The sequence below is a fragment of the Proteus sp. FME41 genome, from assembly GCF_014897315.1.
Taxonomy (GTDB): Bacteria; Pseudomonadota; Gammaproteobacteria; order Enterobacterales; family Enterobacteriaceae; genus Proteus.
This window is the reverse complement of sequence record NZ_JABUYL010000013.1, coordinates 93444-117367: the sequence shown is the minus strand read 5'-3', so window position 1 is coordinate 117367 and position 23924 is coordinate 93444. Positions and strand designations below refer to the sequence as shown.

Genomic DNA, 23924 nt, shown 5'->3' with positions numbered 1-23924 from the left:
TATAAATCAAGAGAAAATAATGAAAAAGATCCTTGTACTAAAAACCAGCATTTTAGATAGCTATTCACACAGTAATAAAATGACGGATTACTTGATTGAAAACTGGCAGAATAACCATAAAGATGACCTAATTACAGTACGTGATCTTGCTAAAAATCCAGTACCTGTTTTAGACCAAACAACATTATTTGCCTTTGGTAAAGAAACAGCAATGTTATCTGATGAACAGAAAGCCGCCAGAGTATTATCAGATGAGTTAATTAGTGAATTAAAAGTACATGATATAATTGTTATTGCTGCACCAATGTACAATTTTTCAATTTCTGCCCAATTAAAACATTATATTGATTTTATCGCTCGTGCGGGTGAAACATTTAAATATACTGAAGCGGGTGCTGTTGGTTTACTTGAAAATAAACAGGCTATTGTATTAACTAGCCGTGGTGGCATTCATAAAGACCAACCTTCTGATCTTATCGTTCCTTTTCTAAAACAATTTTTAGCTTTTATTGGTATTAATAATGTACAGTTTATTATGGCTGAGGGTATAGCCTTTGGTGAAGAACACGCACAGCAATCTCACCGACAAGCACAAAAAGAAATTGATAGTGTAATTAGTACAAAAAATATTACTGTAAAATAATAATTAATTTCTCTTTTCAAAAGCACTTAATTTAGGTGCTTTTTTTATATCTAATTTTAATCTTGTATTAGAATCATTTTTCCTTTTATAAAAAACACCTATTTAATTTATAATTTAAAAACACTGAAAGAGTAAAAATCTAATATTATCGAAAATTTCAAATTAATAAATCAACATCAACAATTAAATAAGATAATATTTATTGTTTATTTCTTATTCATTTTAAGAATGAAAAAATTAAATTAAAACCTATTTGATTTATAAAAAACAAATGAATAAAATTCAACCGTTCAAAGGAAAAACTTGATAATTAAACAATTTTATTAATTCAATAAATGGAATTTTAAATGAAGAAAAATATACTCTCACTATTTATTCTATCTACGGTGTTTTTATCTACTCAATCACATGCGGTTGAATATACAGAAAAAATATAGGTACAATTACAATTAATGGTGTTGTTACACCAAATCCAAGATGTCAATTAAATGAAATACAAGCTGTTGTATTACCTCCTGTTCAAGCGAGTAATTTTGGTGATGATCATATTGCTAAAGCGCAAGCTCAACCACTTTTAATTAAATTTGATAACTGTAGTGAAAATATTAATGCTCTTCAATTACAAATACCAAAACAAAATAAACGACTTTTAAAAAACTTATCCAAAGGTGGCAGTAATGTCGATATTGCTATTTTTGATGCTGATAAAAAAATAATTAGCTTAGATAATGAAAGACCTGAAGCATTTAAATTAACTGTAAATAAAGAAAATAACGATGCACAATTTTTATTCAACGTTAACTATATGAAACCTAATGGTGAAGATGCAACACCAGGCCTAGTATCATCTACTTTAACTTTTGATGTCATTTACAGTGACGTTTCTACAGATTAAAAACTTAATTAACAAAGCTGTAAAACCAGCTTTGTTTTAAAACTTACAATTTTTATATTTAAATAATATGATTAAAAAAATAAAATTCATTGCATCATTAATATATATCCCACTCTCTACTTTTAGTTATTCTTCAATAGAAATAAACAAGGATAAATTTATCTTTATTGAAAGCAACAATAAAGAAATCATTGAAATAAAAAACAAAACAGATAATGATTATTTTATCCAAAGTTGGATTTCACCTTATGATGAGGAAAATAGTAATGAACCTCCTTTTATGATCACACCACCTCTATTTAAAATAGAAAAAAATGAACAGTTTTCTTTAAAAATATTTAAAACTGACGAAACTATAGCTAAAGATAAAGAGACAATATATAGAGTAAATATTAAAAAAACCCCAATTCTATCCAATTCAGATAGCAATAAAAATTTATTACATATTTCCATAAACTCAGTCTACAACTTAATATATAGGCCCATTTCTATAGAGAAAAATGCAAACAAAGCTTATAAAGAAATTGAATTTTTAAAAAACAAGAATAATGAATTTATTATAAACAATCCCACACCTTATTTTATCACTCTACTTAAAATTTCTTATAATGGGAAATTATTCATCGATAAAAGTAAAACAATCCCTCCATTTAAAAAATACAATACAAAAAAAACAATTCAAGAAAATGGAATTGTTAATTGGAAAACATATAATCAATATAATATGGAAATAAATGCAATAGAAAAGGCTGTCATTAATGAGAATTAAGTCTAAAAAAATAAAAATAGTATTTTTTATTTTAATGACCATTTATGGTAGAGACACTAAATCCCAAGATAACTCTCTCTCTATTTATGCTCATTCACTTTCTAACATTGATGATGTAACCATCAAATCATTACTTGAAAATAAAAATCCAGAAGGAATTTATCACGTCACTATCTATATAAATAATAGAAAAGAAATGGCAAAACCACTTTATTTTAAAAATATAGAAAACAAATTAACCCCCTACATTCCTATAGATGATTTTATTTTTCTTGGCATTAATACTGATTTTTATAAAATAAAAAAAGATAATCAAGACTTAATACTTTTAAGTGATTACTCAATCGATTTTAAGTATAATTTTTCCAATCAAAAATTAAATTTAATCATTCCACAAAAAGCATTAATAAAAAAAGAAAACCATATTACTGCTAAGCAAAATTGGGATAATGGGATCACTGCATTATTTAGTCAGTATTCATACTCGATTAGATATTATCAAAAAAACATAAGTGAACAAAAATTTAATTTTTATACAGGTCTTAATCTAAGCGCTTGGCGTATACGCAGCCAAAATGGTGTTTATTGGAATAATAAATATTATAAATATACACTTTCATCAATGTATACCTATCGACAAATTAACTCTTTTTCTTCTCTTTTCTATGGAGGAAAATTTTCACCCACAACTCGAATATTACCAACCGAGAAAATTATTGGCTTTCAATTAATATCCAATAACTTAGTTTCAAATAATACTCTTTATGCAAATAAACCTATTATAGAAGGAATAGCAGATACTCAAGCTCAACTTCTCGTAAAACAAGGTGATAAAATTATCTATGAAACTAGAGTTCCTCCTGGCCCTTTCCTTTTAAACTCATTACCTACATTAGGAGGTGAAAAACTCACTTTAGAAATAATAGAATCGGATGGAAGAATAAAAATTTCGACACATTACTTTACTTCTCTTCACAATCAACTAAATAAAGGGAGTTATCAATATAATTTAATTTCTGGTACATTATCAAGTAATAATCATAAAGAAAATTCTATTTTTATTTTAAGTGAATTTTCATATGGTCTTAGCCAAAAAATAACCTCATATAGCGCGATAAAGAAATGTGATAGTCATTTAAATTATTTATCTGGTTTATCACTAGATTTAGGTATATTGGGAGGTTTAGCAACCAATATAAGTTATGAAAAAAATAAAAATAACAACAAATTAAAATATCAATTTCGTTATCAAAAAAACATTTTAATAACAGACTCTTACTTCACTTCTGAACTATCTTCTTATCATTATCTAGATATTTTCTCACCCGAAAACAGAATTAGAAAAAGCTATTCATTCTCTTTATCGCAGCGTATTAATGAATTAGGTTATCTTTCTTTTAATTATCATGAAAAAACATATAACAATACATCTAAAACCTCTGAATTTGGTACCTCTTTTTCATCTTCAACAAATAGAATAAATTATAACTTTAAGTATGATTTAAAAAAAGAAAAATACACTTTAGATCATTTTATCTCAATTAATTTTCAGATTTCATTAGGAAGCAATAATAGCCACTATCATTGGTTTAATAATCAAACAAATTTTCAACCAGGAAGAAAAGATTACGTAAATAGTACAAATATTGGAGGGGGACTACTTAATAATAATTTAGGCTATTCGGTAAATTATCAGTATACTCATAATGCTAAAATAAAACCCAATCGTTTTTCGACCAATGTACGTTATCAAAATAATTATCAGTTTTATACATTTAATGTAAATAAAATGAAAGATGATTATAATCTTAATCTTTCTATTAATGGTGGGATTGTTTTTCATTCTGATGGTATTACTTTGGCTCCTCGCTTAGGTAAAACATTTACATTAATTAATACCCAAGGCATTTCTGGTATCAAAACATCATTTTCATCGAAAGAAGAGACAGATAATTTTGGTAATCTAATTTTAAATAATATAACCCCATATCGAATAAATACCATTAAATTAGACGCAACGACATTACCTCAATTTGCTGAAGCTGAATATTATAGTAAAAGTACCATTCCAACACTAGGTGCAATATCAAAAGTCATTTTCCCAGTAAAAATAGGTTATCGTGTTATATTTAAATCAACAACTCCTCTTCCTTTTGCTTCAAGAGTAACCGTATTTGATAAAGAAAAAAATATTATCACACAGGGACTAGTTACAGATAATAATATTATTTTTCTTGCTGGTCTTTCTGAAAATGGAACAGTACAGATAAAATGGGGAGAGGATAATCAATGTCAATTTAATTACAGCATAAACAGTAATGAAAAAGAGAACATATTAATAAAAAAAGAAATTAAATGTCTTTAACTAATATGATTATAAATACATTAAGATAAACATGAAAAACAAAAAACACATACACTATTTAATGATTATTTTACTGTTATTTTCGTTTTCATTACCCTCTACAGCAAGGCGTGGTGATCACGATATTCCATTAAGTTGTGACATTGATTATATCCATGAAAACATTAATGATAACATGTCTATTAATGGCAACGATTTTTCATCCTATGATGCAGGAACATTATCAGATACCGAAAATCATATTATTTTGATTATAATAAAAGATTGCTCTAAAAGTTATGGCGATGTTCGTTTAAAAATCGAAAACTCAAGTATTGATAATGCTACAGGTTACTTAAAAAATAATATTATAGGCAGTGAAGCTAGTTCTAATATTGCATTTCAATTATTATATGATATTGAAGAAAGACCTATAAATCTTAATAAAGAAAATGAATTCATTGAGAGTCTAGTTGATGGAACAGCTGAATTTTATTTTCAAGTTAACTATGTAAAAAAAGATGATATGTCACCTGATCCCGGTTATATACAATCAAATATTCATTTCGTTATAATGATAAATGATGATGTTGTTATTTTTAATGAATAATAATTAATTGAAGATATAAAAAACAATCTCTCTATAAATAGAGGGATTGTTTTTGAAATTACAAGATAGTCACTCAATATCTATTTTAGATTTAACTATTTTTTTACCCATCTTCCATTAATTCCTTTTACAAACTCACCTTCATTGGCTCTTGCGACTAACTTTTCACCCGCAAGCCGAGCAACTGATTCAGGTGTCACCTGATTAGTTTTAGCAATTTCAGCATATTTAGCCCTTCTTGCTTGATTTATTTCATCAACAAGCTGTTGAGCCTGTTTATTATTCGTTTGCACAAGCTCAATGTAGCCACCAAATGTTTCACCCACCAGCCCCTGCGCTCGTGCTTCATCCAATGTTAACGCGGTAGCACTTGTACTTGCTAAAGCCAACATTAGCGCAAAACTTAAGAGATATTTTTTATAATTCATCATTTATCCTTTAAAAAATGGCGCTGTTGTTTTTTAAGAGATCGTCAACTTGTCTGTCTATTTTTACATTAATCTCATGTTCAATTTTTACATTCATATTTATATTTATAGGTTTATCCGGTGTCGCAACTTCTAGCCGAATACATCCTGTTAACGTTGATATTCCTATCATCAACGCCATTAACAAAAATGCTTTTTTTAAAAAAAATAAAGATTTCACTCTGACTCACTCCCTAAATCTGATAGGCTTTTTTCTAACCACTCTTCCAATCGCGAGCCAAATCGTAAACTTCGCCATAATTGAAAGACATTTTCTTCGTGCCGATAGTTTAAATTAACTTGTCGTCGTTTATCTTCTAAAGGATTCGTTCCATGAATTTCAGCCTCTAAGACCAACTCCCCTAGATTGCTTAAATTAACACGCGTCCAAGAGCGACTAATTTCTAAATAACGTAACCACGCCATAGCAATGCCCGCAGACATGTTACTGTCATCAATTGAATCAACAAAGTCTTTATCAAGTCGTAGTGTTAAATAAGATGAATTTGCCAGCCATCCATCTTTAATAATCCATTGATTATTACTGATAAAAAAGGGAAATTCACCACTGACTTTGCCTGATGCTGCAAACTGCGTCACTTTTAGCAGAGTAAATAGATAGCTTAATTGAATATTATCAAGAGAAATAATCGCTGCATCATGCTGTGGAATAGCAAGTTTAGCTAATGAAATAGTTCCATCAAGCATTGCCACATTAACGTTGGATAAAACCAATGGCTTATTTTCAGTTGCTGGATAAAAACCTTGAAGGTCTGCTGTAATATCTGTCATTTCAAAAAGATTATTAATGCGTTTTATTCGTAATTGAATAGGTTGTTTAACACCTAATTGCCATTCATCACTGTTTAAACGCCAAGGCAATATAAAATCTAATCCTTCTAAAACTCCCTCTTTAAGCCACATACTGCCTTGTTTAACAACAAGATGCCCCCCTGCAATAAGCCCTTGATCAGGTGCAATAGAAAAATCAGCTTGTGTATATAACTCACCTTTATCAAGAGTAATGCCTAAATCTAAGGGTAATAAAGATTGAAAAACATTTATTGGCTGTGAAGGCCAACGCATTTGGCCTCTTAGCCTAGCACCATCCCAACGTGTATTTATTGCAATAGGTCCTATATTGGGTTTAGCACTTAATTCACCTTTAACATTAAAATTAAAAGGTGACTCACCTTTTACTGTTGCAATAAATTCTGTCTTATCTAAAAATCCCCCCGCAGGAAAATCAACACGTTGACTGGTTAATTTCAGCTTTCCATCAAATGCGGGCTTTTTCTCATCCCTTATCCAACGAAATGGGCTGAGTAAAGATAAGCGAGGTGCCGTCATTACAGTATGTTGATATTTTAAAACATCAAATCCGGTATTGAGTTTTTCAAAGCTAATCAATTTATCAGCCCAATAACCCGTTCCTGCAATATCCCACTGCGCTTTCAAAGGTAATAAATTACCTTCCCCCCAATAACGCCATTGCCAAGTGCCATTATCAGGTAAAAAATCAAGTGCCTTACCTTGGAAATGAAGGCGGTAATCTCCCCAAATACTGTCTTGGGCAACGACTATCGCATTTAAACGACCATTAAATCCTTTTGATGAAAATGTCGTTCCCGCTAGGGGGAGCCGGGCATCTTTTATAGTGAGGGTTTCCGTTAATGGTCCTTTAAACCGAAGTAATGAACCTGATTGAAATTCAACCGTAGGATCTGTCAACGCACCAGTGACTTTAACGGGTAATTGCGCGCTGGCCTGCATAAGTTCTTTATTAACAACGCCCGTAATTTGAATAGGAATTTGTGCATCTAGCCAATTGACGGTGGTTTCAGGAATTGAAATAACTAAGTTCCCTTTTCCTGCACTACCTTCTGTCATTACATTTAATCGTGCCATTAATCTTAAATCAGTCAGGCCTTTTTGCCACTGCGCAATATTAATATTGACGCCTCCGCGCAAGGGTTGGTCTAATCCAAACCATTCCCAACGGCCTTGCTCAATAACGATATTTTCAGGTGTGACTGTCCAAGGTAATAAAGCCAATGCATGGCCTCCGCCTTGTTCAGCAACTGAAATAGTGCCAGAGTGTCCAACCCATTCAAGAATAAAAACTAACGGATGTTCATAGTGAGAAGTTAATAGCGTTGCATCGATGGTACCTTTTTCAGGTAATGACGCTATATCTAGAGGAAGCGCTATTTCGGCAGCCAATTCGATATTGTTATCATCAGGCAAATTCACTTTAAACTGTTTAATATCAAGCCACTGGTTATCTCTAATAAAAATACCAAGTTGAGCATTTTCTCCTTGATACGTCACGAGCCGTCCATTATTTTGTGTTTTTAGCTGTAACGCACCTTGATAGCGCGTATTTTCTTTTAAGAGTACATTTTCTATATTGACGGATAAAGAAGGTATCGATGTTAATACCGAATTTATGTCAATAGGTACTGTTGCTGTCTCTTTCTGCTTACTAGAAGGCATTGTTGAAAAACAGGATTCATCGATAGCAAATTGTTGGCTATTAAATTGGAGTTTATCAAGTTGATTTTTTTGATAAGAAAAAACAACGTTATTAAGGCTTGCTAAAGTACAACGATCTGTTTTTAATGCGATGTTCTCAAGAGAAAATCCCGTGATTTGTAGTTGCGGTTGTGATAGTGAGAGAGACACACCTTCAGGTAAATAATATTTCACAACAACAGGTAACCAACGAGGAATAGACACCCATAATGTCGTGCCAATGACACCAACACCTAGTAGTATTGTCCCTGTCCATCTGATTGTTTTTCTTAACAACACATCATATTCCTTTTAAACAAATCTCAATCATCCACTTACCTCATTAAATTGTTTATAATGATAATATTAATTCCTTTCATATTGGGGCTGGATAATTCTTGTTTTTCCAGTCCCTGAACAAAAATTTAATCGAGAGTAGAGAAAACTGGATGAAAATCGTTTCCTATAGTACTAAACATTATGATCGTAAGCACATGGAATGGGTCAATCAGCATAATGGATATCATTATGATATTGAATATTTCGATTTTAATTTAACAGAACAAACTGCAAAAAATGCTGTTGGTGCTGACGCGGTTTGTATTTTCGTCAATGACGATGCAAGCCGCCCTGTTTTACAAGAACTGGCTAGCCTTAACATTCGTATTCTTGCATTACGTTGTGCGGGATTTAACAACGTTGATTTAGACGCAGCGGCTGAACTCGGTATTACGGTTGTTCGTGTTCCTGCTTATTCGCCAGAAGCTATTGCAGAACACGCTGTTGGGATGATGCTCTCTTTAAATCGTCGCATACACAGGGCTTATCAACGTACTCGTGATGCCAATTTTTCATTAGAAGGCCTGACCGGCTTTAATATGCATAATCGCACTGCTGGTATTATAGGCACAGGTAAAATTGGATTAGCAACTTTACGCATATTAAAAGGTTTTGGTATGAAACTGCTTGCGTATGATCCGTATCCAAACCAAGCCGTACTTGATTTGGGTGCTGAATATGTTGATCTGGCAACGTTATATGCAAACTCACATGTTATCTCATTACATTGCCCATTAACGGCAGACAATCATCATTTATTAAATGAAAATGCGTTTGCTCAAATGAAAGATGGTGTGATGATCATTAATACTAGCCGCGGCGCTTTAATTGACTCAGCGGCTGCAATTAATGCCCTAAAACAAGGAAAAATTGGCGCATTAGGCATGGACGTTTATGAAAATGAACGAGACCTGTTCTTCGAAGATAAATCCAATGACGTTATTCAAGATGATATTTTCCGCCGCCTTTCATCTTGTCATAATGTATTATTTACTGGCCATCAAGCTTTCTTAACAGAAGAAGCATTAATCAGTATTAGTGAGACAACACTGCACAATATTAAAGATATTGCCTCTAGTAATACATCTATTAATCAAATAAAAGCATAGTTTAAACATTCAGAATTAATGTAATAAAAAGCCCCCTTCGCGATGATATAAGCCAAGGGGGCTAATTTTTCAATAAGATAAGTGATGCTTACTTCGCTTGCATATCGGTATCTTCTGTGCCTTTTATTCCATCAAAGCGTGAAAAAACGTCTTTATCTTCATCCACTTTAAATTGTGACACTAATTTAGCTAATTGGTGTGCTTCATCATCCATATTGGCTGTAATTGTGGCTGATTCTTCAACCAATGCCGCATTTTGCTGGGTTACGGTATCCATTTCACTAACAGCTAATGCGATTTGATTAATCCCCATACTCTGTTCATTAGAAGCCAGGGCGATCTGTTGCATAAAATCATTTACTTGATTAATAGTTGTAACGATCTCTGACATCGAACGACCCGCTTGAGCCACTTGCTGAGAGCCAACATGTACTTTATTAACAGAGTGTGTGATCAAATCATTGATCTCTTTCGCAGCTTCCGCACTACGACTCGCTAAACTGCGCACTTCAGATGCCACAACAGTAAATCCTCTACCTTGCTCACCTGCTCTTGCCGCTTCAACTGCCGCATTCAATGACAGAATATTCGTTTGATTGGCGATGCTGTTAATAATGTCATTGATGTCTGCAATTTTCTTCGCGCTTTCAGAGATTGAAGACATGGTTTCTACCACGCTATCCATCACATTTTCGCCGTTTTGAGCAGATGCTGTTGCTGTTAGTGCTAATTTGCTTGCTTCACGAGAGTTATCCGCATTTTTCTCAACGGTTGTTTTAATTTGTTCCATGCTAGCTACCGTTTCTTGCAGTGCACTGGCTTGCTCTTCCGTTCGAGACGATAAATCTGTATTTCCTGTCGCAATCTCACTAGCACTTACGCTGATAGTATTAACCGCATTTTTAACAGAAGAAATCATATGGCTTAATGAATTTTTCATCTTATTCATTTCATTGAATAATTGACCAAACTCATTATTACCGTGATCTTCTACTCGCATGCTTAAATCACCTTGACTCATCTTACTAAAGATATTGATGAGTATCTTGATATTGCCAATAAACGTATGAGAGAACCAACGTAATATAAAGATAAATAACAGGATAACGATAATACCCGTCGTAATTGACACTATCATCAAACGTTCTTGAGATATTTTAGCAATATCGATATAGCTATTTTCGATACCATTCGCAACAGCATAATATTGCATGGTAATGTCGTTTAACTCATCCATTTTCACACTGGCAGAATGTGTTGTGAGTTCACCTCGGCGTAATCTTTCTAGTGCACCAGTAAAGATATCAAGTAATTCATCAAAGCGTTTTGTCATATCATCTGCCAATTCACGCCCTTCCATCGTCAGCTTTTCAGCGTCTGCCCAGCGGTGAATTTCTTCACGTGTAATTTCAATGTATTCGGCTGTTTGATGAAAATATTTTGCAGATGGTTTTTCGTTCACCCTCAGTTGCCCATCTAAACCATTAATATTTGCCCTGATCACGGCCATTTGATATCGAGCTTTGCCCATAAGTAGCATTTGCTGGCTTAGGCTATTTGATGAAACGAAATTATTATAAGAGCGACTGGAAGCATCATAACTAAAATAGATAATACTCATAATCAACGCAAATAAAATGGCCAGCATGACCTTAACGGTCTTTTCTATACTGATATTTTTAAACATGGTCATATTCCATCAAAATATACAGAATTTTTTATCTGCACATTTGTAAGATATCGAAATGCACTCTTTCACTAGCAAAGAGTAGATCCCCTGGTGTCAATAAAAATAAGGCTAAAATTTATTCATTAGAATATAAAAGCAAGTAAGATCTGCCTTTGCTTATAATGTCGGTAATAATGAGGGAAAACTTTAGAGCGCAGTGAAAAGCATTTTTCATTTACAAAATAAACGATTGTTTTATCTATATAGATGTAAATTATCTCTATAATATCCTGCGGTGATGCTGATTTTACTCATAAAAAGATAATTTATTAATTATTTTTTAGTTTTTACAGTTTTTCATTTAATTATATTTAATCGCTTTATTAAGTATATACACCTATTAACATTAATTTATTTAATTACAATATTAATTCCAACCAAAGATTGATAATCATTTATTTCCGATAAAAACAAGACAGTTTCTTAAAACTGCCCTTCTTATCCATTTATTAAGATTAATTTAGTTTTATTAAGAAACCTAAATATTTTCTTTTATTAGTAATGCTTCGGTTAGTTCAATAAGTCTTATCACATTCAGTGGTGTTTCTATTATTTTAATTTCATCTAAAGAAAACCATTGGAAAGATTTATTTGTTAATTGGCTGTTTTTTAACGGCTTACAAAGATAAATCATATCGATGTGATAATGAAATCCTTGTTTTTTATCATGGATAGGTTCTTTTAATATGGCGAGGGGTTTTACAAGCTCAATAACTTCATTGTTAGCTAGGTTAAGGCTAAATTCAGGTTGATAACAAAGACACTCACACAATAGACCTGTTTCTTCTTCTATTTCCCTTAATACCGCATTTTGTGGTTCTTCATTTTCTTCTATATGCCCACCTGGTGGTAGCCAACATCCTATTTTTGGGTGTAAATGTAAAAGAAATTTTCCTTGTTCATTAAATACAATACCTGTTGCAGTGAAATGGCTTTTAGGGACTTCAATTGTCATAACATCATTCTCCTTATGTCTTACTCATTAGGTTTCAATGTACATCAAGTTGTCATATTTTTTGTGCTATATACTCACTTTTGCATTTATTGATGCTTGTTTTATACCCATTAAAAAATCAGAAAATATTGTTTTAAAATCCTTACACGCATTTTCAGGTAATGTTGCTTCATTTTTTAAGTTAATCGCAATATGTGTGACAAAACCATAAATTAAATTAACGACTATATCAGGAGAATAAGTGCAAATTTCTTGTTTAGAATACAGAGTCTCTACACAAGCTTTAATTCGAGGAATAAGAATTTGTGCATCAATTTCATCCCACTCCTTCCAACCTAACACTGAAATAATTTCTTGTAACGGAATAAGCGTATCTTTATGTTGATAGATATGATCAACGCAAAAACTAAAAATAGCCTCAAGTTCTTGCCACTTATCATCATAAGGGGGAATTTTAATGAGTTTTTCTACTACTTTATCAACTTGAAAAAGATAGCACTCTTTTAACAATGCCTTCTTATTACTAAAGTGATGATAAAACGCCCCTTTAGTGACTCTTGCATGACGTGATATTTCATCGACAGAAACATCACAATAGTTTTGATTTATAAATAGTTCTTGTGCAGCTTCACGTAGTGCAGTGCGTGTTTGCTCTGAATTCTCTTGTTGCCGTGATTTTATTTTCATGATAAAACCCTTAAAACATACCATAAGTATGTAATAATATATGGGTATCAGTTTTGTGTAAACTGAACAAAATATTTTCAGGAAATTATCATGTCATCTCCGTACAATGGGTTTGCTCCCTCTAATACCTTATCCGCATTTAATATAGACATTATCAAAGAGCTTCTTCTCTGGATTGAGGTAAATCTGGAAAAACCGTTGCTACTTGATGATGTTGCAATTAAATCGGGTTATACAAAATGGCATTTACAGCGAGTATTTAAGCAAGCAACTGGTTTAACATTGGCTTCATATATTCGTGGGCGACGCTTAACAAAAGCGGCGACAGAATTACGATTAACTAAATTACCTATTCTTACAGTGGCATTGCGTTATCAGTTTGATTCTCAACAATCTTTCACTCGTCGTTTTAAAGCAACATTCGGCGTCACACCCACTGAATATCGTAAGCTTGATAATCTTTGTGGAGATAACTTTCAACCACCGATTAATTTTGATGTCACAGACTTACCTATTCCTCAAATTATGGAACTGCCAGAAAGTTATGTTTATGGTATGCAGTACCAATATTTTTGTTCTATCGAGGATATTGGTAAATTACATGAAGATATTCGTCATCAATTCTGGAATGATTTTCTGTTGTATACTGATAAAAACTTTACAGAAAGTACGGTGCTTATTTCATATCAGCCAAATACATTACGCAAAAATAAAATCCAAATTGACTATGAAATTGGTTTGAATAGCTTAAATCACTTTACAAAAACCAGTGGTTTTAGAAAGAAAACAATAGAATCAGGGCGCTATGTTAGATTTCAATTTAAAGGCACACTAGAAGAATATAAACAATTTGCGATAAAAATCTATTTTTATACACTACCTGCATTAGGGTTATGTCGCCGTTTAGGTGCTGATATTGAAAAATATATCAGTATAGAAACTGACGTCGATTTAATGGAACTACCAAGAACCTTGGAAATAGATTATTTCGTTCCAATTCACTGATAACTGTACTAGATAGCCTGAATATTTCAGGCTTTTTATCCTTTATTTTTATAAGAAACTGTACTCATTTAAAAAGTTATACTTAATTTAAATCACCTATTATGTATCTCTATAAAAATTAATAAGGTTACCATGCGCATTTCATCCCTTGCTTTACTTTCTACTTTTTTATTGTCTTCTTTCACAAGTTATGCTGATATTTCAACGCATATCTTATCTCGCCAAGATGGAAGTAAAATACATTATTATTTAGATAAACGTGCTGAAAAAAATCAAATATTATTAGTATTAATGCAAGGTTCTGATTGTAATAGCATTAAAAATAACGCATTTATCCAAGAAACGTTTGGTCAATGGCTGCCTAACAGTGATATTTTAATGGTAGAAAAATACGGAATTACAGCCCAATTGCCTTATTCACGCTATGAAGGTGAACGTACCGATTGCCCTAAAAGCTATATGCTTCATGATAATCCCTCTCAAAGAGCAGAAGATTATGGCGTAGTTTTAGATAAATTATCTTCACAGTATCCAAATATTATTTTAATTGGTGGAAGTGAAGGTGCAACAATGGTGCATTTAGTCGTGGCTAAGCGCAATGATATTAAAGCGGCTATTGCATTAAATGGTGGAGGTCGTTTTTTTCTTGATGATGTACTTTATAATATTCGCCATACTACGCCTAAAGAACATGTTGAAGATGCACTAAATAGTTTTCAGCAATTTGCTGATGCAATAAAAAACAACCAAATTGATGGTGAACAATTTATAAGCGAGCACAGTAAAATATGGTGGCAACAATTTTTTGCTGTCGATTTACTTAAAGTCATTCAAAGCAATCAACACACGCCCGTTCTAATTATTCAAACTCTCAATGACACGAACGTAAATGTAGATTCTTTTCGCCAACTAAGTCAAAACATTACTCAGACTAATGTGAAATTTATAACATACGATAAATTAGACCATGGATTTTATAATGAACAAGGTGAGCGCCTGACAAACCAAATAATCAGCGATATACATCAGTGGTATACTCGAAATGAAAAATAATTTACTGATAAAAAACAGATAAATATTTTAACTAATTTATTTTTATTACTTAAAATTAGGGTGGTTTTTTATTCATTCATTTTTTTATTCACCTATACTTAGAAGGTAATAAAATAGCTTACTAGCTGATTTAAAGCAGGATCTTTATATCGTTATTTCTATATAATAATAGTTATTCTCTCTTCTAAATTTGGGATAAGAATGGAAAACACAACGGCACTTTTACGCCTTAATAATATAGGCTATCGAATCAACAATAAAACTATCCTTAATGATATCAACGTTCAACTTCAACCTTCTGAATTTAAACTTATCACAGGCCCCTCAGGCTGTGGTAAGAGCACCTTACTTAAACTTATTTCGTCTCTCTTATCACCCACCAGCGGTTCCATTTTCTTTGAAAATAAAGATTATTTAACGCTCTTACCCGAAGAATACCGCCAACAAGTGTCTTACTGTACACAAACACCAATGCTGTTTGGTGAAACCGTTTACGACAATCTTAAATTTCCTTATTTCTTACGAAAAGTTTCTGTGGATAATAAAAAACTTACACAGGATTTAGATTATTTCGGCTTGCCATCATCTATTATGGAAAAAGGAATAAATGAGCTTTCGGGCGGTGAAAAACAACGAATTTCATTAATAAGAAATTTACAATTTATGCCAAAAATTTTATTACTCGATGAGATAACCAGCGCATTAGATGAAGATAATAAAACAAAAGTGAATGATATTATTCACCACTATGTAAAAGAGCAAAAACTAGCCGTTTTATGGGTCACTCACGATCAAAATGAAATCAAACATGCTGATGATGTGATCCAATTACCCTCTCATCATGATGCTTAGATTTTTTATTTCTTTATCAGTCACCCCTTTGTTATGAGCGAACATAATATTATGAACGAACATACGATAAGTAATGAATCTCTTATTTTCTCTCTTTTATTAGTTCTTGTGGCCATTCTTATTAGCCGTAAAGAAAAACTTTCTTTAGAAAAAGATATTATTTGGAGTACCGCCAGAGCCATTATCCAACTTTTAATCGTTGGCTATGTCTTAACCTATATATTCCATGTTGACCATTTTATTCTCACCTTCTTGATGGTGCTATTTATCTGCTATAACGCGGCGCATAATGCCAAAAAACGCAGTAAATATGTTAAAGATATTTTTCTGATCTCTTTTACCGCTATTACAACTGGGGCATTATTAACCTTAACGATTTTATTACTCACTAGCTCTATTGCATTTACCCCTATTCAGATTATCCCTATAACTGGAATGATTGCAGGTAATGCAATGATAGCGACAGGACTTTGTTATAATCATTTAGGGCAACGTTTTCAAAGTCAGCAACAGCAACTACAAGAGATGTTAAGTCTCGGTGCTACACCTAAATTAGCTTCTATGAGTATTATCAGAGATAGTATTAAATCCTCATTAATTCCAACAGTTGATGCAGCAAAAACGGTCGGTATAGTGAGTTTACCAGGTATGATGTCAGGGCTTATTTTTGCTGGCGTTGACCCGCTACAAGCGGTTAAATATCAAATTATGGTGACTTTTATGTTGATGGCGACAGCAAGTATTTCAACAATTATTGCTTGCTATTTAACCTATAAGAAATTTTTCAATCAACGTCATCAACTGATTAACTTTGATAGTCATTAATAATTAATCAAATAGACAAATAAAAAGGTCACGTCTCTAGTGACCTTTTTATTATTAGTATTAGTATTAGTATGCCTGCGTAAATAATGACTTTATTACAGTGATTAATAAAACCAAACATGAGAACAAAGATGCAAAACAATACAAAACACGAAATAACAGTGCACCTTGTGAACGCTTTTACCCGAAATACTTTGGGTGGAAATCCTGCAGGCGTCGTTCTTAACGCACCTAATTTAAGTGATACACAAAAAATAGAGATTGCACGCCAAGTGGGATTTTCTGAAACAGCTTTTGTTTATGCGGGTGAGCAAACTGATTTTAAAGTGGATTTTTTCACCTCAGAAGGTGAAGTCGATTTTTGTGGTCACGCAACATTAGCCGTTTTTTTTACTATGGCTTCACTTAATATCATTAGCGCAGGTAATTACACGCAAAAAACAAAGGCGGGTATTCTAAACGTCGCAGTGAGCCCACAAAGTATTATTATGGAGCAAACTCTCCCTATTATGCGACAAGGCCCAAACATTGATGATGTTGCCACAGCGCTTGGTGTACAACGTAATGTTATTGAAGAAACTGGCTTGCCTATTACGATTATTTCAACAGGCTTACACGATATCCTTGTTCCTGTGCAATCAGGCTCGCTAGATACTTTACAACCCAACTTTGATGCGATTGCCAATCTAAGTCGTGAATTCAATACTATTGGTTTTCACGTGTTTGAATTGAGTCATGAGGCCACTATTACGGCTCACTGCCGGAACTTTGCGCCACTTTACGGCATAAATGAAGAATCTGCCACAGGAAGCTCTAGCGGGGCATTAGGCTGCTATTTAGTTAATTATGTTTTTCCTAATGAAACGCATTTCTTATTTGAACAAGGGCGGGCAATGGGATGCTCATCGTTACTTGAAGTGATTATTGATTCACACGCACAAAAAATTAGCCGCGTGAGTGTTGGTGGACAAGCAGCACTGTTCGGAACCAACGTAATTAGGCTTTAAATAGACAAAAGCCCTGAAAAGGGCTTTTAATGATTAGATAGGGAAAATAATTTGGTTCTAATTAACCACGTCCTTTTGGACGATTAAGAATGTGATCTTCCCAATCTTCAACTTCCGTTTCTGGCACCGCAATATACCTTACAGAAATATTACCTTGGTGCATTTTAGCCTTATTACCCGCAATAAGAGGATGCCAATTTTGCAACGGTTTGCCTTCTGCTAACAAACGATATGCACATGTCATTGGCAACCACTCAAATGTTGGTAAATTATGCCTTGTAAGCTTGATACAATCTGGCTCATAACGAAAACGATCTTCATAATTACTGCATTGGCAGGTTTTAATATTGAGTTGATTACACGCGACATTAGTAAAATATATCTCGTCAGTATCATCATCCATTAACTTGTGTAAACAACATTGCCCACACCCGTCACAGAGTGACTCCCACTCATCATCACTCATTTCATCTAGTGTTTTAGTCTGCCAAAAAGCCTGTGTCATCTCTACGTTATTACCTTATTGCTCATCTGATACGAATTAAATAACCCGCGTTGTCAGCTGATGCTCATTAACACTTAATACCAACATGTCACCAGATTCTAGAGGACCCACACCTTCAGGTGTTCCCGTTAAAATCACATCACCTGGACGTAGGGTAAAAAAGCGAGACATATAGCTGATAAGGGGTAAAACAGGGGTAAGCATATCACGACTGTTGCCCTGCTGACGAATCTCGTCATTAACACGTAACATTAAATCTGCGTTTTGCGGGTCACCAAATGAATTAACAGGAATAAAACCGGATAATGGTGCAGAGCCATCAAACGCTTTACTTTTTTCCCACGGCTGTCCTGCTTTTTTCAATTTACCTTGTAAATCACGTAAAGTAAGATCAAGACCAATACCGAAACCTGCAATTGCACGATCAACCCTATCTTCATTCGCTTGCTTAAGTGGCTGACCAATTAATACGGCTAATTCGATTTCGTGATGAACCGCACCCATATCTTTAGGAATAGCAATCGGTTGACGGATATCACACATAGCAGTTTCTGGTTTGATGAAAATGACGGGTTCTTCCGAGCGAACAGATCCCATCTCTTTAATATGATTTGCATAGTTACTACCAACGCAAATGACTTTACTGACAGGGAAATCAAGTAATGCACCTTCCCAATCACGATGTTGATACATAATGTGTTCCTTTTAGGTAAATTGCTGTGTTTTTTTCACTGCAATGCGACTAACCCGCGTTAGGCAGTGTATTTATTTTATTAGCAACGCCATCAGCCATTGTGACAATGCTAAGGGCAAAGAAATAAGAACTGTTCCAATGCATTATCGTGCGGAAGTTCTGTGTCACTAAATAGCTTCTGTGCAAATCATCATCGGGGATTATTAGCCATACAGGCATATCATCACTCAATACGCTATTTACAGGTAATTGAACACCTAATACTTTCCATTGAGCCACTGTTTTTTGTTGCTCGGCCTTAATACCTTCAAGCTGCTGGTTAAAATCTACCGATAAAGTAACCTGTTCTCCCCAAGGAAGTCCACTTTTCCAGCCTTCTGTGGCGAGATAATTAGCCGCAGAAGCAAAAGCATCTTCACGCGTGTTCCAAATGTCGATTTTCCCGTCACCATTGCCATCTGCAGCGTAAGTGAGAAAAGAAGAAGGCATAAACTGAGTCTGTCCCATCGCACCTGCCCAAGAACCTTTCAGGCGTTGTCCTTGAGGTAAATATCCTTCTTCAATAATTTCAAGCGCTGCCATTAATTGACGTGAAAATAGTTCTTCTCGGCGGCCTTCAAATGCTAACGTTGCAAGGGCAGAGACAACATCTTCTTTTCCCTGCACTTTGCCAAAACCACTTTCGAGTCCCCATAAAGCAACAATATAGCTTGCTGGCACACCATATTTATTGCTAATTTTCGTTAGGGTTTCTTGATTTTCTTGATATAGCGTAGCCCCTTGATTTAAGCGTCCATTAGTGACAATACGGGGAAGGTAAACATCAAGTGTGATTTTCTTTTCCGGTTGATTTCGGTCTGATTTAATCACTCGTTCAATAAAATGTGCTTCTGAAAAAGCAAAATCTATTGTTTCTTGCTTATACCCTAATTGAGCGGCTTTCAATTTCAATGCATCAACATATGCCGGAAATTGTGCAGGGATACGAGTGTCTTTAGGAAAGGCTTGTTCTAATGATGAAACATCCACTTGTTTCCATCGAGGCGTTTTTTGTGTTTCAAGTATGGTTGAGTCTGGGACTTTAATTTGTCTTTCCGCCAATTTTTGCTGGCTATTAGTGCATGCAGATAACATTAATCCAGAAACAATCACAGCGATGAACGAATATTTGAACATTTATGCTCCTTTTATCTCGATGATTTATTCAGTTTTTTCTGATTTTTTTAATTCATCTAAATAAACATTTAACAGACTTTCGACAGGGGGTGGTACTTGTAAGTAAAAACCCTGTTCAACTAACGTTTTTTTGACTTTTTCAATGTCAGCATGCGCTAAACGCTGTCTATCCGCGAGGTTTAGCAACATTGCAAATTGAGGCTCGCCAAAACTTTGTAATAATTCGGCTGGAATTCGAGAGAAATCATCCTTTTTTTCGATGTATAAATAAGTTTGATCACGTTTGGTACTACGGTAAATTGCACAAATCATTTTCATTAAACTCTAATTATTAAAATAAGCGACTTGCCTGAATATTTTAGTAAATATAACATGCTTATATACTTTCGTAATATCGTCTCTGGTTTTTTGTGCCAGATTATAAAAAATTTACTGAGTCAGATAGATGTCAAATACGCCCATTGAGTTAAAAGGCAGTAATTTTACCCTTTCAGTACTCCATTTAAATGATGGAACACCGAAGGTTATTCGTCAGGCGATTTCAGAAAAAATTGCACAAGCGCCTCAATTTCTGAAAAATGCGCCTGTAGTTATCAATGTCTCTGCCTTGGCAGATGAAAATATTGATTTTAAAAAACTGAGGCGAATTGTAGAAGATGCTGGCTTACGAGTCGTGGGAATTAGTGGTAGTTCAGACGCGCAACAGAAAGAAGCGATAATTGCCGCACAGTTACCTATCTTAAATGAAGGTAAAATAGTTAAGCCAACCGCTCAGGAAAATACCGATAAAACGGATGAAGCACCGACAGTTGTGCGCCAAAGAACAAAAATCATCCATACCCCTGTACGTTCGGGTCAGCGCATTTATGCTCAAAATAGCGATTTAGTTGTAATTAGTAATGTGAGTGCTGGCGCTGAATTGATTGCTGATGGCAATGTGCATATCTACGGTGTGTTACGTGGACGTGTGCTTGCTGGTGCATCGGGTGATAAAGAAAGCCATATTTTTTGTACACATCTGTCTGCTGAACTTGTTTCCATTGCTGGTCAATATTGGCTAAGCGACCAAATTCCTACAGACTTTGTTGGTCAGCCTGTACAACTTAGTTTGCAAGAGAATGAATTAACAATCGAGAACTTAATTTAGAGCATCGACAAGGAATCACTCCATGGCACGCATTATTGTTGTTACGTCAGGTAAAGGTGGGGTTGGTAAAACAACTTCCAGCGCGGCCATTTCTACCGGCCTCGCTCAAAAAGGTCATAAGACGGTTGTTATCGACTTTGATATTGGGTTACGTAATTTAGACCTTATCATGGGTTGTGAACGTAGAGTTGTTTATGATTTTGTTAACGTTATTCAGGGCGATGCCTCTTTAAATCAAGCATTAATTAAAGATAAGCGCACAGAAAATCTATTTATTCTCCCTGCATCACAAACACGAGATAAAGACGCTCTTACCCGTGAAGGTGTAGAGAAAGTATTAGATGAACTCGATCAAATGGGATTTGATTTTATTATTTGTGATTCGCCTGCGGGTATTGAAAGCGGTGCATTAATGGCCCTTTATTTTGCAGATGAAGCAGTTATCACAACAAACCCTGAAGTTTCATCTGTACGTGACTCCGACCGTATTTTAGGCATTCTTGCCTCTAAGTCACGTCGAGCTGAACGTGGTCAAGACCCAATAAAAGAACATCTTTTATTAACACGTTATAATCCCGGCCGTGTAAGCCGTGGTGATATGTTAAGTATGGAAGATGTCCTTGAAATTCTATGCATTCCACTTTTGGGTGTTATTCCCGAAGATCAATCTGTTTTACGTTCATCTAACCAAGGTGAACCTGTTATTTTAGATAGCGAATCTGATGCAGGTAAAGCCTATTCAGATACCGTAAATCGTTTGTTAGGTGAAGAACATCCATTCCGTTTTATTGAAGAAGAGAAAAAAGGCTTTCTGAAACGCCTTTTTGGGGGGTAAAAGATGGCTTTACTAGATTTTTTCCTGTCGCGTAAAAAATCGACAGCTAATATTGCCAAGGAGCGTCTACAAATTATCGTAGCAGAACGTCGCCGTGGTGATAGTGAGCCTGCTTATTTACCTGATATGAAAAGAGATTTATTAGCTGTTATCTGTAAATATGTACAGATAGATCCAGAGATGCTTTCTGTTCAATTTGAACAAAAAGGGGACGATATCTCTGTATTAGAACTCAATGTGACTTTACCTGAAAACGAAGAACCGACAAAGTAAATCACATTGACACTTTATATCAGTCATTATTCACAGAGCCAGCCATGAACTATAACTAATTTGATTGGCTCTGTGTTTAATTATATACAAATACGAAAGACCTGAATGCGCAAATAGCGCTATATCTCGTTGCTATTTTAATCATTGGTGATAAGTCAAAGGAGCTCTTTTATTCTGTAATAACGTTTATTTTTACCCTTAATCTATTTCATCCCCTTTCTAATCTCACCTATTTTTTATAGGCGATTTTTTTGCGTGTAAAAAAAGAGCCTCTAAAGAGACTCCTATTTAATTTCGGGTATTAGATAATTAATAAAACTAAGGATATTCAGCCAAGATTTCAGTCACTTTTTCTTCTAATAATGCTTTACGCCAGCGTGAAATAAGTTCGGGTTGCCCTTCCTTTATTTTCCAGTGAATACTCAGTAGCTGATTAATTTGTCTTCTTGAGGCTAATAGTTCAGGATTATAACGCTGACCTTCACTGATTTCTTGAATAACCGTTTTGATGGCTTTAAACGCTTTTTTATAATTAGGTTGTTCAATTATATTGCTAATCGGCTTAGGACAATCTTCATCTTTTACTTCTTTAGCTTTAGCAACAAAATCGAGTAAGCGGCGTCCATGACAACGAATTTCTTGTCCCGATAGCGACAAGGCATCTAATTCGGCTAATGAAGAAGGAAGATAACGTGCAACAGCCCATAAATGCTCTTCTCTTACAACAAAGTTTAATGCCATATCACGGGCTTTAGCTTGATTTAAGCGCCATTGTGCAAGCATTTGTAAACAGGCTAAATGTTGGCCTTTTAATTGCCAAGCATTACTAATTTCACGGTAAGCAAGCTCAGGTATAACTGTCTCTTGGCGACGTTCTGCAATCATTTCGCATTCATCAGCAATCGCATCCATATAACCAGCATCTTCGGCTTCTGTAATTAATTTTTTAGCTAATGGAAGTAAATAGAAAACATCACCACTGGCATATTGACACTGTCTTTCAGTTAATGGGCGCGCTAACCAATCTGTTCGAGATTCACTTTTATCTAATGCGATATTTTCATATATCTCAACTAATGTTGCGAAACCACAAGAAATAGGATATCCCAAAAAGGCGGCAACAACTTGAGTGTCTATCATTGGTGTTGGGACACAACCAAATTGATGTGAGAACACTTCAATATCTTCACTCCCCGCATGGAGATATTTCATGATATTTGGGTTCATTAATAACTCAACAAAAGGAGTCCAATCAGTGATTGCAAGCGGATCAATAAGAGAGATCTGTTGACCATCATACATCTGGATTAAACCAAGATGTGGGTAATAGGTGCGTATGCGGACAAACTCTGTATCTAAGGCGATTTGTGAAGCCAGTGATGCGGCTTTACAGGCGATATCTAATGCAGTGTCTGTCGTAATCAATTGATAATTCAAAACAGGTTTCTCTTGTTTTTATGTCTAATGACTTTTTGTGTAATCACAAAAACG

The 23924-nt window shown here is 34.2% G+C and carries 25 protein-coding genes; 14 read left to right on the top strand and 11 right to left on the bottom strand.

Annotated elements, in window-relative coordinates; all coding sequences use genetic code 11:
• Positions 1-19 precede the first annotated feature (19 nt).
• From INT04_RS13230 to INT04_RS13210, 5 genes are all read left to right on the top strand, one after another.
• Positions 20-643, top strand: coding sequence for an FMN-dependent NADH-azoreductase (locus tag INT04_RS13230; protein WP_193016579.1), 624 nt, complete (start codon positions 20-22; stop codon positions 641-643).
• 418 nt (positions 644-1061) lie between these two features.
• Entirely contained in the window at positions 1062-1538 is a 477-nt protein-coding gene (locus INT04_RS19555; RefSeq protein WP_193016596.1) for a fimbrial protein, read from the top strand.
• Between the two features lie 67 nt (positions 1539-1605).
• On the top strand, positions 1606-2307 hold the full coding sequence (locus tag INT04_RS13220; RefSeq protein ID WP_193016578.1) for a molecular chaperone: 702 nt from the start codon (positions 1606-1608) through the stop codon (positions 2305-2307).
• Positions 2297-4672, top strand: coding sequence for a fimbria/pilus outer membrane usher protein (locus INT04_RS13215; RefSeq protein WP_193016577.1), 2376 nt, complete (start codon positions 2297-2299; stop codon positions 4670-4672). The genes INT04_RS13220 and INT04_RS13215 overlap by 11 nt, the downstream gene beginning before the upstream one ends.
• 31 nt (positions 4673-4703) lie before the next feature.
• A complete protein-coding gene (locus INT04_RS13210) occupies positions 4704-5261 on the top strand; it encodes a fimbrial protein (protein WP_193016576.1) in 558 nt (185 codons plus the stop codon).
• 95 nt (positions 5262-5356) lie between these two features.
• Here INT04_RS13210 and INT04_RS13205 read toward each other — a convergent pair whose 3' ends face one another.
• The 3 genes from INT04_RS13205 to INT04_RS13195 are packed head-to-tail and all read right to left on the bottom strand — an operon-like array spanning position 5357 to position 8542.
• On the bottom strand, positions 5357-5689 hold the full coding sequence (locus INT04_RS13205) for a YdbL family protein (protein ID WP_193016575.1): 333 nt from the start codon (positions 5687-5689) through the stop codon (positions 5357-5359).
• A 10-nt stretch (positions 5690-5699) separates the two neighbouring features.
• A complete protein-coding gene (locus INT04_RS13200) occupies positions 5700-5870 on the bottom strand; it encodes a YnbE family lipoprotein (RefSeq protein WP_193016595.1) in 171 nt (56 codons plus the stop codon).
• 35 nt (positions 5871-5905) lie between these two features.
• Positions 5906-8542: a YdbH family protein gene (locus INT04_RS13195; RefSeq protein ID WP_193016574.1), complete on the bottom strand. Its 2637-nt coding sequence runs from the start codon at positions 8540-8542 to the stop codon at positions 5906-5908.
• Between the two features lie 149 nt (positions 8543-8691).
• On the opposite strand from INT04_RS13195, the gene INT04_RS13190 reads away from it, so the two are divergent.
• Positions 8692-9690 (top strand): 2-hydroxyacid dehydrogenase, encoded by a 999-nt coding sequence (locus INT04_RS13190; RefSeq protein WP_193016573.1) that lies wholly within the window; start codon positions 8692-8694, stop codon positions 9688-9690.
• An 88-nt stretch (positions 9691-9778) separates the two neighbouring features.
• On the opposite strand, the gene INT04_RS13185 is transcribed toward INT04_RS13190, so the two are convergent.
• The 3 genes from INT04_RS13185 to INT04_RS13175 all read right to left on the bottom strand — a co-directional run bounded on the left by INT04_RS13185 (position 9779) and on the right by INT04_RS13175 (position 13061).
• Positions 9779-11377, bottom strand: coding sequence for a methyl-accepting chemotaxis protein (locus INT04_RS13185; RefSeq protein WP_193016572.1), 1599 nt, complete (start codon positions 11375-11377; stop codon positions 9779-9781).
• 520 nt (positions 11378-11897) lie between these two features.
• Positions 11898-12374, bottom strand: coding sequence for an NUDIX hydrolase (locus tag INT04_RS13180; RefSeq protein WP_193016571.1), 477 nt, complete (start codon positions 12372-12374; stop codon positions 11898-11900).
• 66 nt (positions 12375-12440) lie between these two features.
• Entirely contained in the window at positions 12441-13061 is a 621-nt protein-coding gene (locus INT04_RS13175; protein WP_193016570.1) for a TetR family transcriptional regulator, read from the bottom strand.
• A 90-nt stretch (positions 13062-13151) separates the two neighbouring features.
• On the opposite strand from INT04_RS13175, the gene INT04_RS19490 reads away from it, so the two are divergent.
• The 5 genes from INT04_RS19490 to INT04_RS13150 all read left to right on the top strand — a co-directional run bounded on the left by INT04_RS19490 (position 13152) and on the right by INT04_RS13150 (position 17803).
• Entirely contained in the window at positions 13152-14066 is a 915-nt protein-coding gene (locus tag INT04_RS19490; RefSeq protein ID WP_193016569.1) for a helix-turn-helix domain-containing protein, read from the top strand.
• A 132-nt stretch (positions 14067-14198) separates the two neighbouring features.
• Positions 14199-15119, top strand: a complete 921-nt coding sequence (locus tag INT04_RS13165; protein WP_193016568.1) for an acyl-CoA thioester hydrolase/BAAT C-terminal domain-containing protein — start codon at positions 14199-14201, stop codon at positions 15117-15119.
• A 201-nt stretch (positions 15120-15320) separates the two neighbouring features.
• Positions 15321-15971, top strand: coding sequence for an iron efflux ABC transporter ATP-binding subunit FetA (gene fetA / locus INT04_RS13160; RefSeq protein WP_193016567.1), 651 nt, complete (start codon positions 15321-15323; stop codon positions 15969-15971).
• Positions 15972-16022: 51 nt separating this feature from the next.
• A complete protein-coding gene (gene fetB, locus INT04_RS13155) occupies positions 16023-16796 on the top strand; it encodes an iron efflux ABC transporter permease subunit FetB (protein ID WP_193016566.1) in 774 nt (257 codons plus the stop codon).
• Between the two features lie 131 nt (positions 16797-16927).
• On the top strand, positions 16928-17803 hold the full coding sequence (locus INT04_RS13150) for a PhzF family phenazine biosynthesis protein (protein WP_226944451.1): 876 nt from the start codon (positions 16928-16930) through the stop codon (positions 17801-17803).
• 61 nt (positions 17804-17864) lie between these two features.
• Here INT04_RS13150 and INT04_RS13145 read toward each other — a convergent pair whose 3' ends face one another.
• From INT04_RS13145 to INT04_RS13130, 4 genes are read right to left on the bottom strand one after another with little or no spacing between them, the layout of a single operon-like run.
• Positions 17865-18308 carry a YcgN family cysteine cluster protein gene (locus tag INT04_RS13145; protein WP_193016564.1) on the bottom strand — a complete coding sequence of 148 codons (444 nt, stop codon included), beginning with the start codon at positions 18306-18308 and terminating at the stop codon, positions 17865-17867.
• A 36-nt stretch (positions 18309-18344) separates the two neighbouring features.
• A complete protein-coding gene (locus tag INT04_RS13140; protein ID WP_193016563.1) occupies positions 18345-19001 on the bottom strand; it encodes a fumarylacetoacetate hydrolase family protein in 657 nt (218 codons plus the stop codon).
• Between the two features lie 49 nt (positions 19002-19050).
• Positions 19051-20178 (bottom strand): lytic transglycosylase domain-containing protein, encoded by a 1128-nt coding sequence (locus INT04_RS13135; RefSeq protein WP_193016562.1) that lies wholly within the window; start codon positions 20176-20178, stop codon positions 19051-19053.
• Positions 20179-20202: 24 nt separating this feature from the next.
• On the bottom strand, positions 20203-20490 hold the full coding sequence (locus INT04_RS13130; protein ID WP_193016561.1) for a YcgL domain-containing protein: 288 nt from the start codon (positions 20488-20490) through the stop codon (positions 20203-20205).
• A 133-nt stretch (positions 20491-20623) separates the two neighbouring features.
• Between INT04_RS13130 and minC the strand changes: the two genes are divergently transcribed.
• From minC to minE, 3 genes are read left to right on the top strand one after another with little or no spacing between them, the layout of a single operon-like run.
• Positions 20624-21325, top strand: coding sequence for a septum site-determining protein MinC (gene minC, locus INT04_RS13125; protein ID WP_193016560.1), 702 nt, complete (start codon positions 20624-20626; stop codon positions 21323-21325).
• A gap of 22 nt (positions 21326-21347) precedes the next feature.
• Complete coding sequence (minD, locus tag INT04_RS13120; protein WP_193016559.1) at positions 21348-22160, top strand: septum site-determining protein MinD; 813 nt, start codon at positions 21348-21350, stop codon at positions 22158-22160.
• 3 nt (positions 22161-22163) lie between these two features.
• Entirely contained in the window at positions 22164-22433 is a 270-nt protein-coding gene (minE, locus tag INT04_RS13115; protein WP_193016558.1) for a cell division topological specificity factor MinE, read from the top strand.
• 318 nt (positions 22434-22751) lie between these two features.
• On the opposite strand, the gene rnd is transcribed toward minE, so the two are convergent.
• Positions 22752-23870, bottom strand: coding sequence for a ribonuclease D (gene rnd / locus INT04_RS13110; RefSeq protein ID WP_193016557.1), 1119 nt, complete (start codon positions 23868-23870; stop codon positions 22752-22754).
• Between the last annotated feature and the right edge of the window lie 54 nt (positions 23871-23924).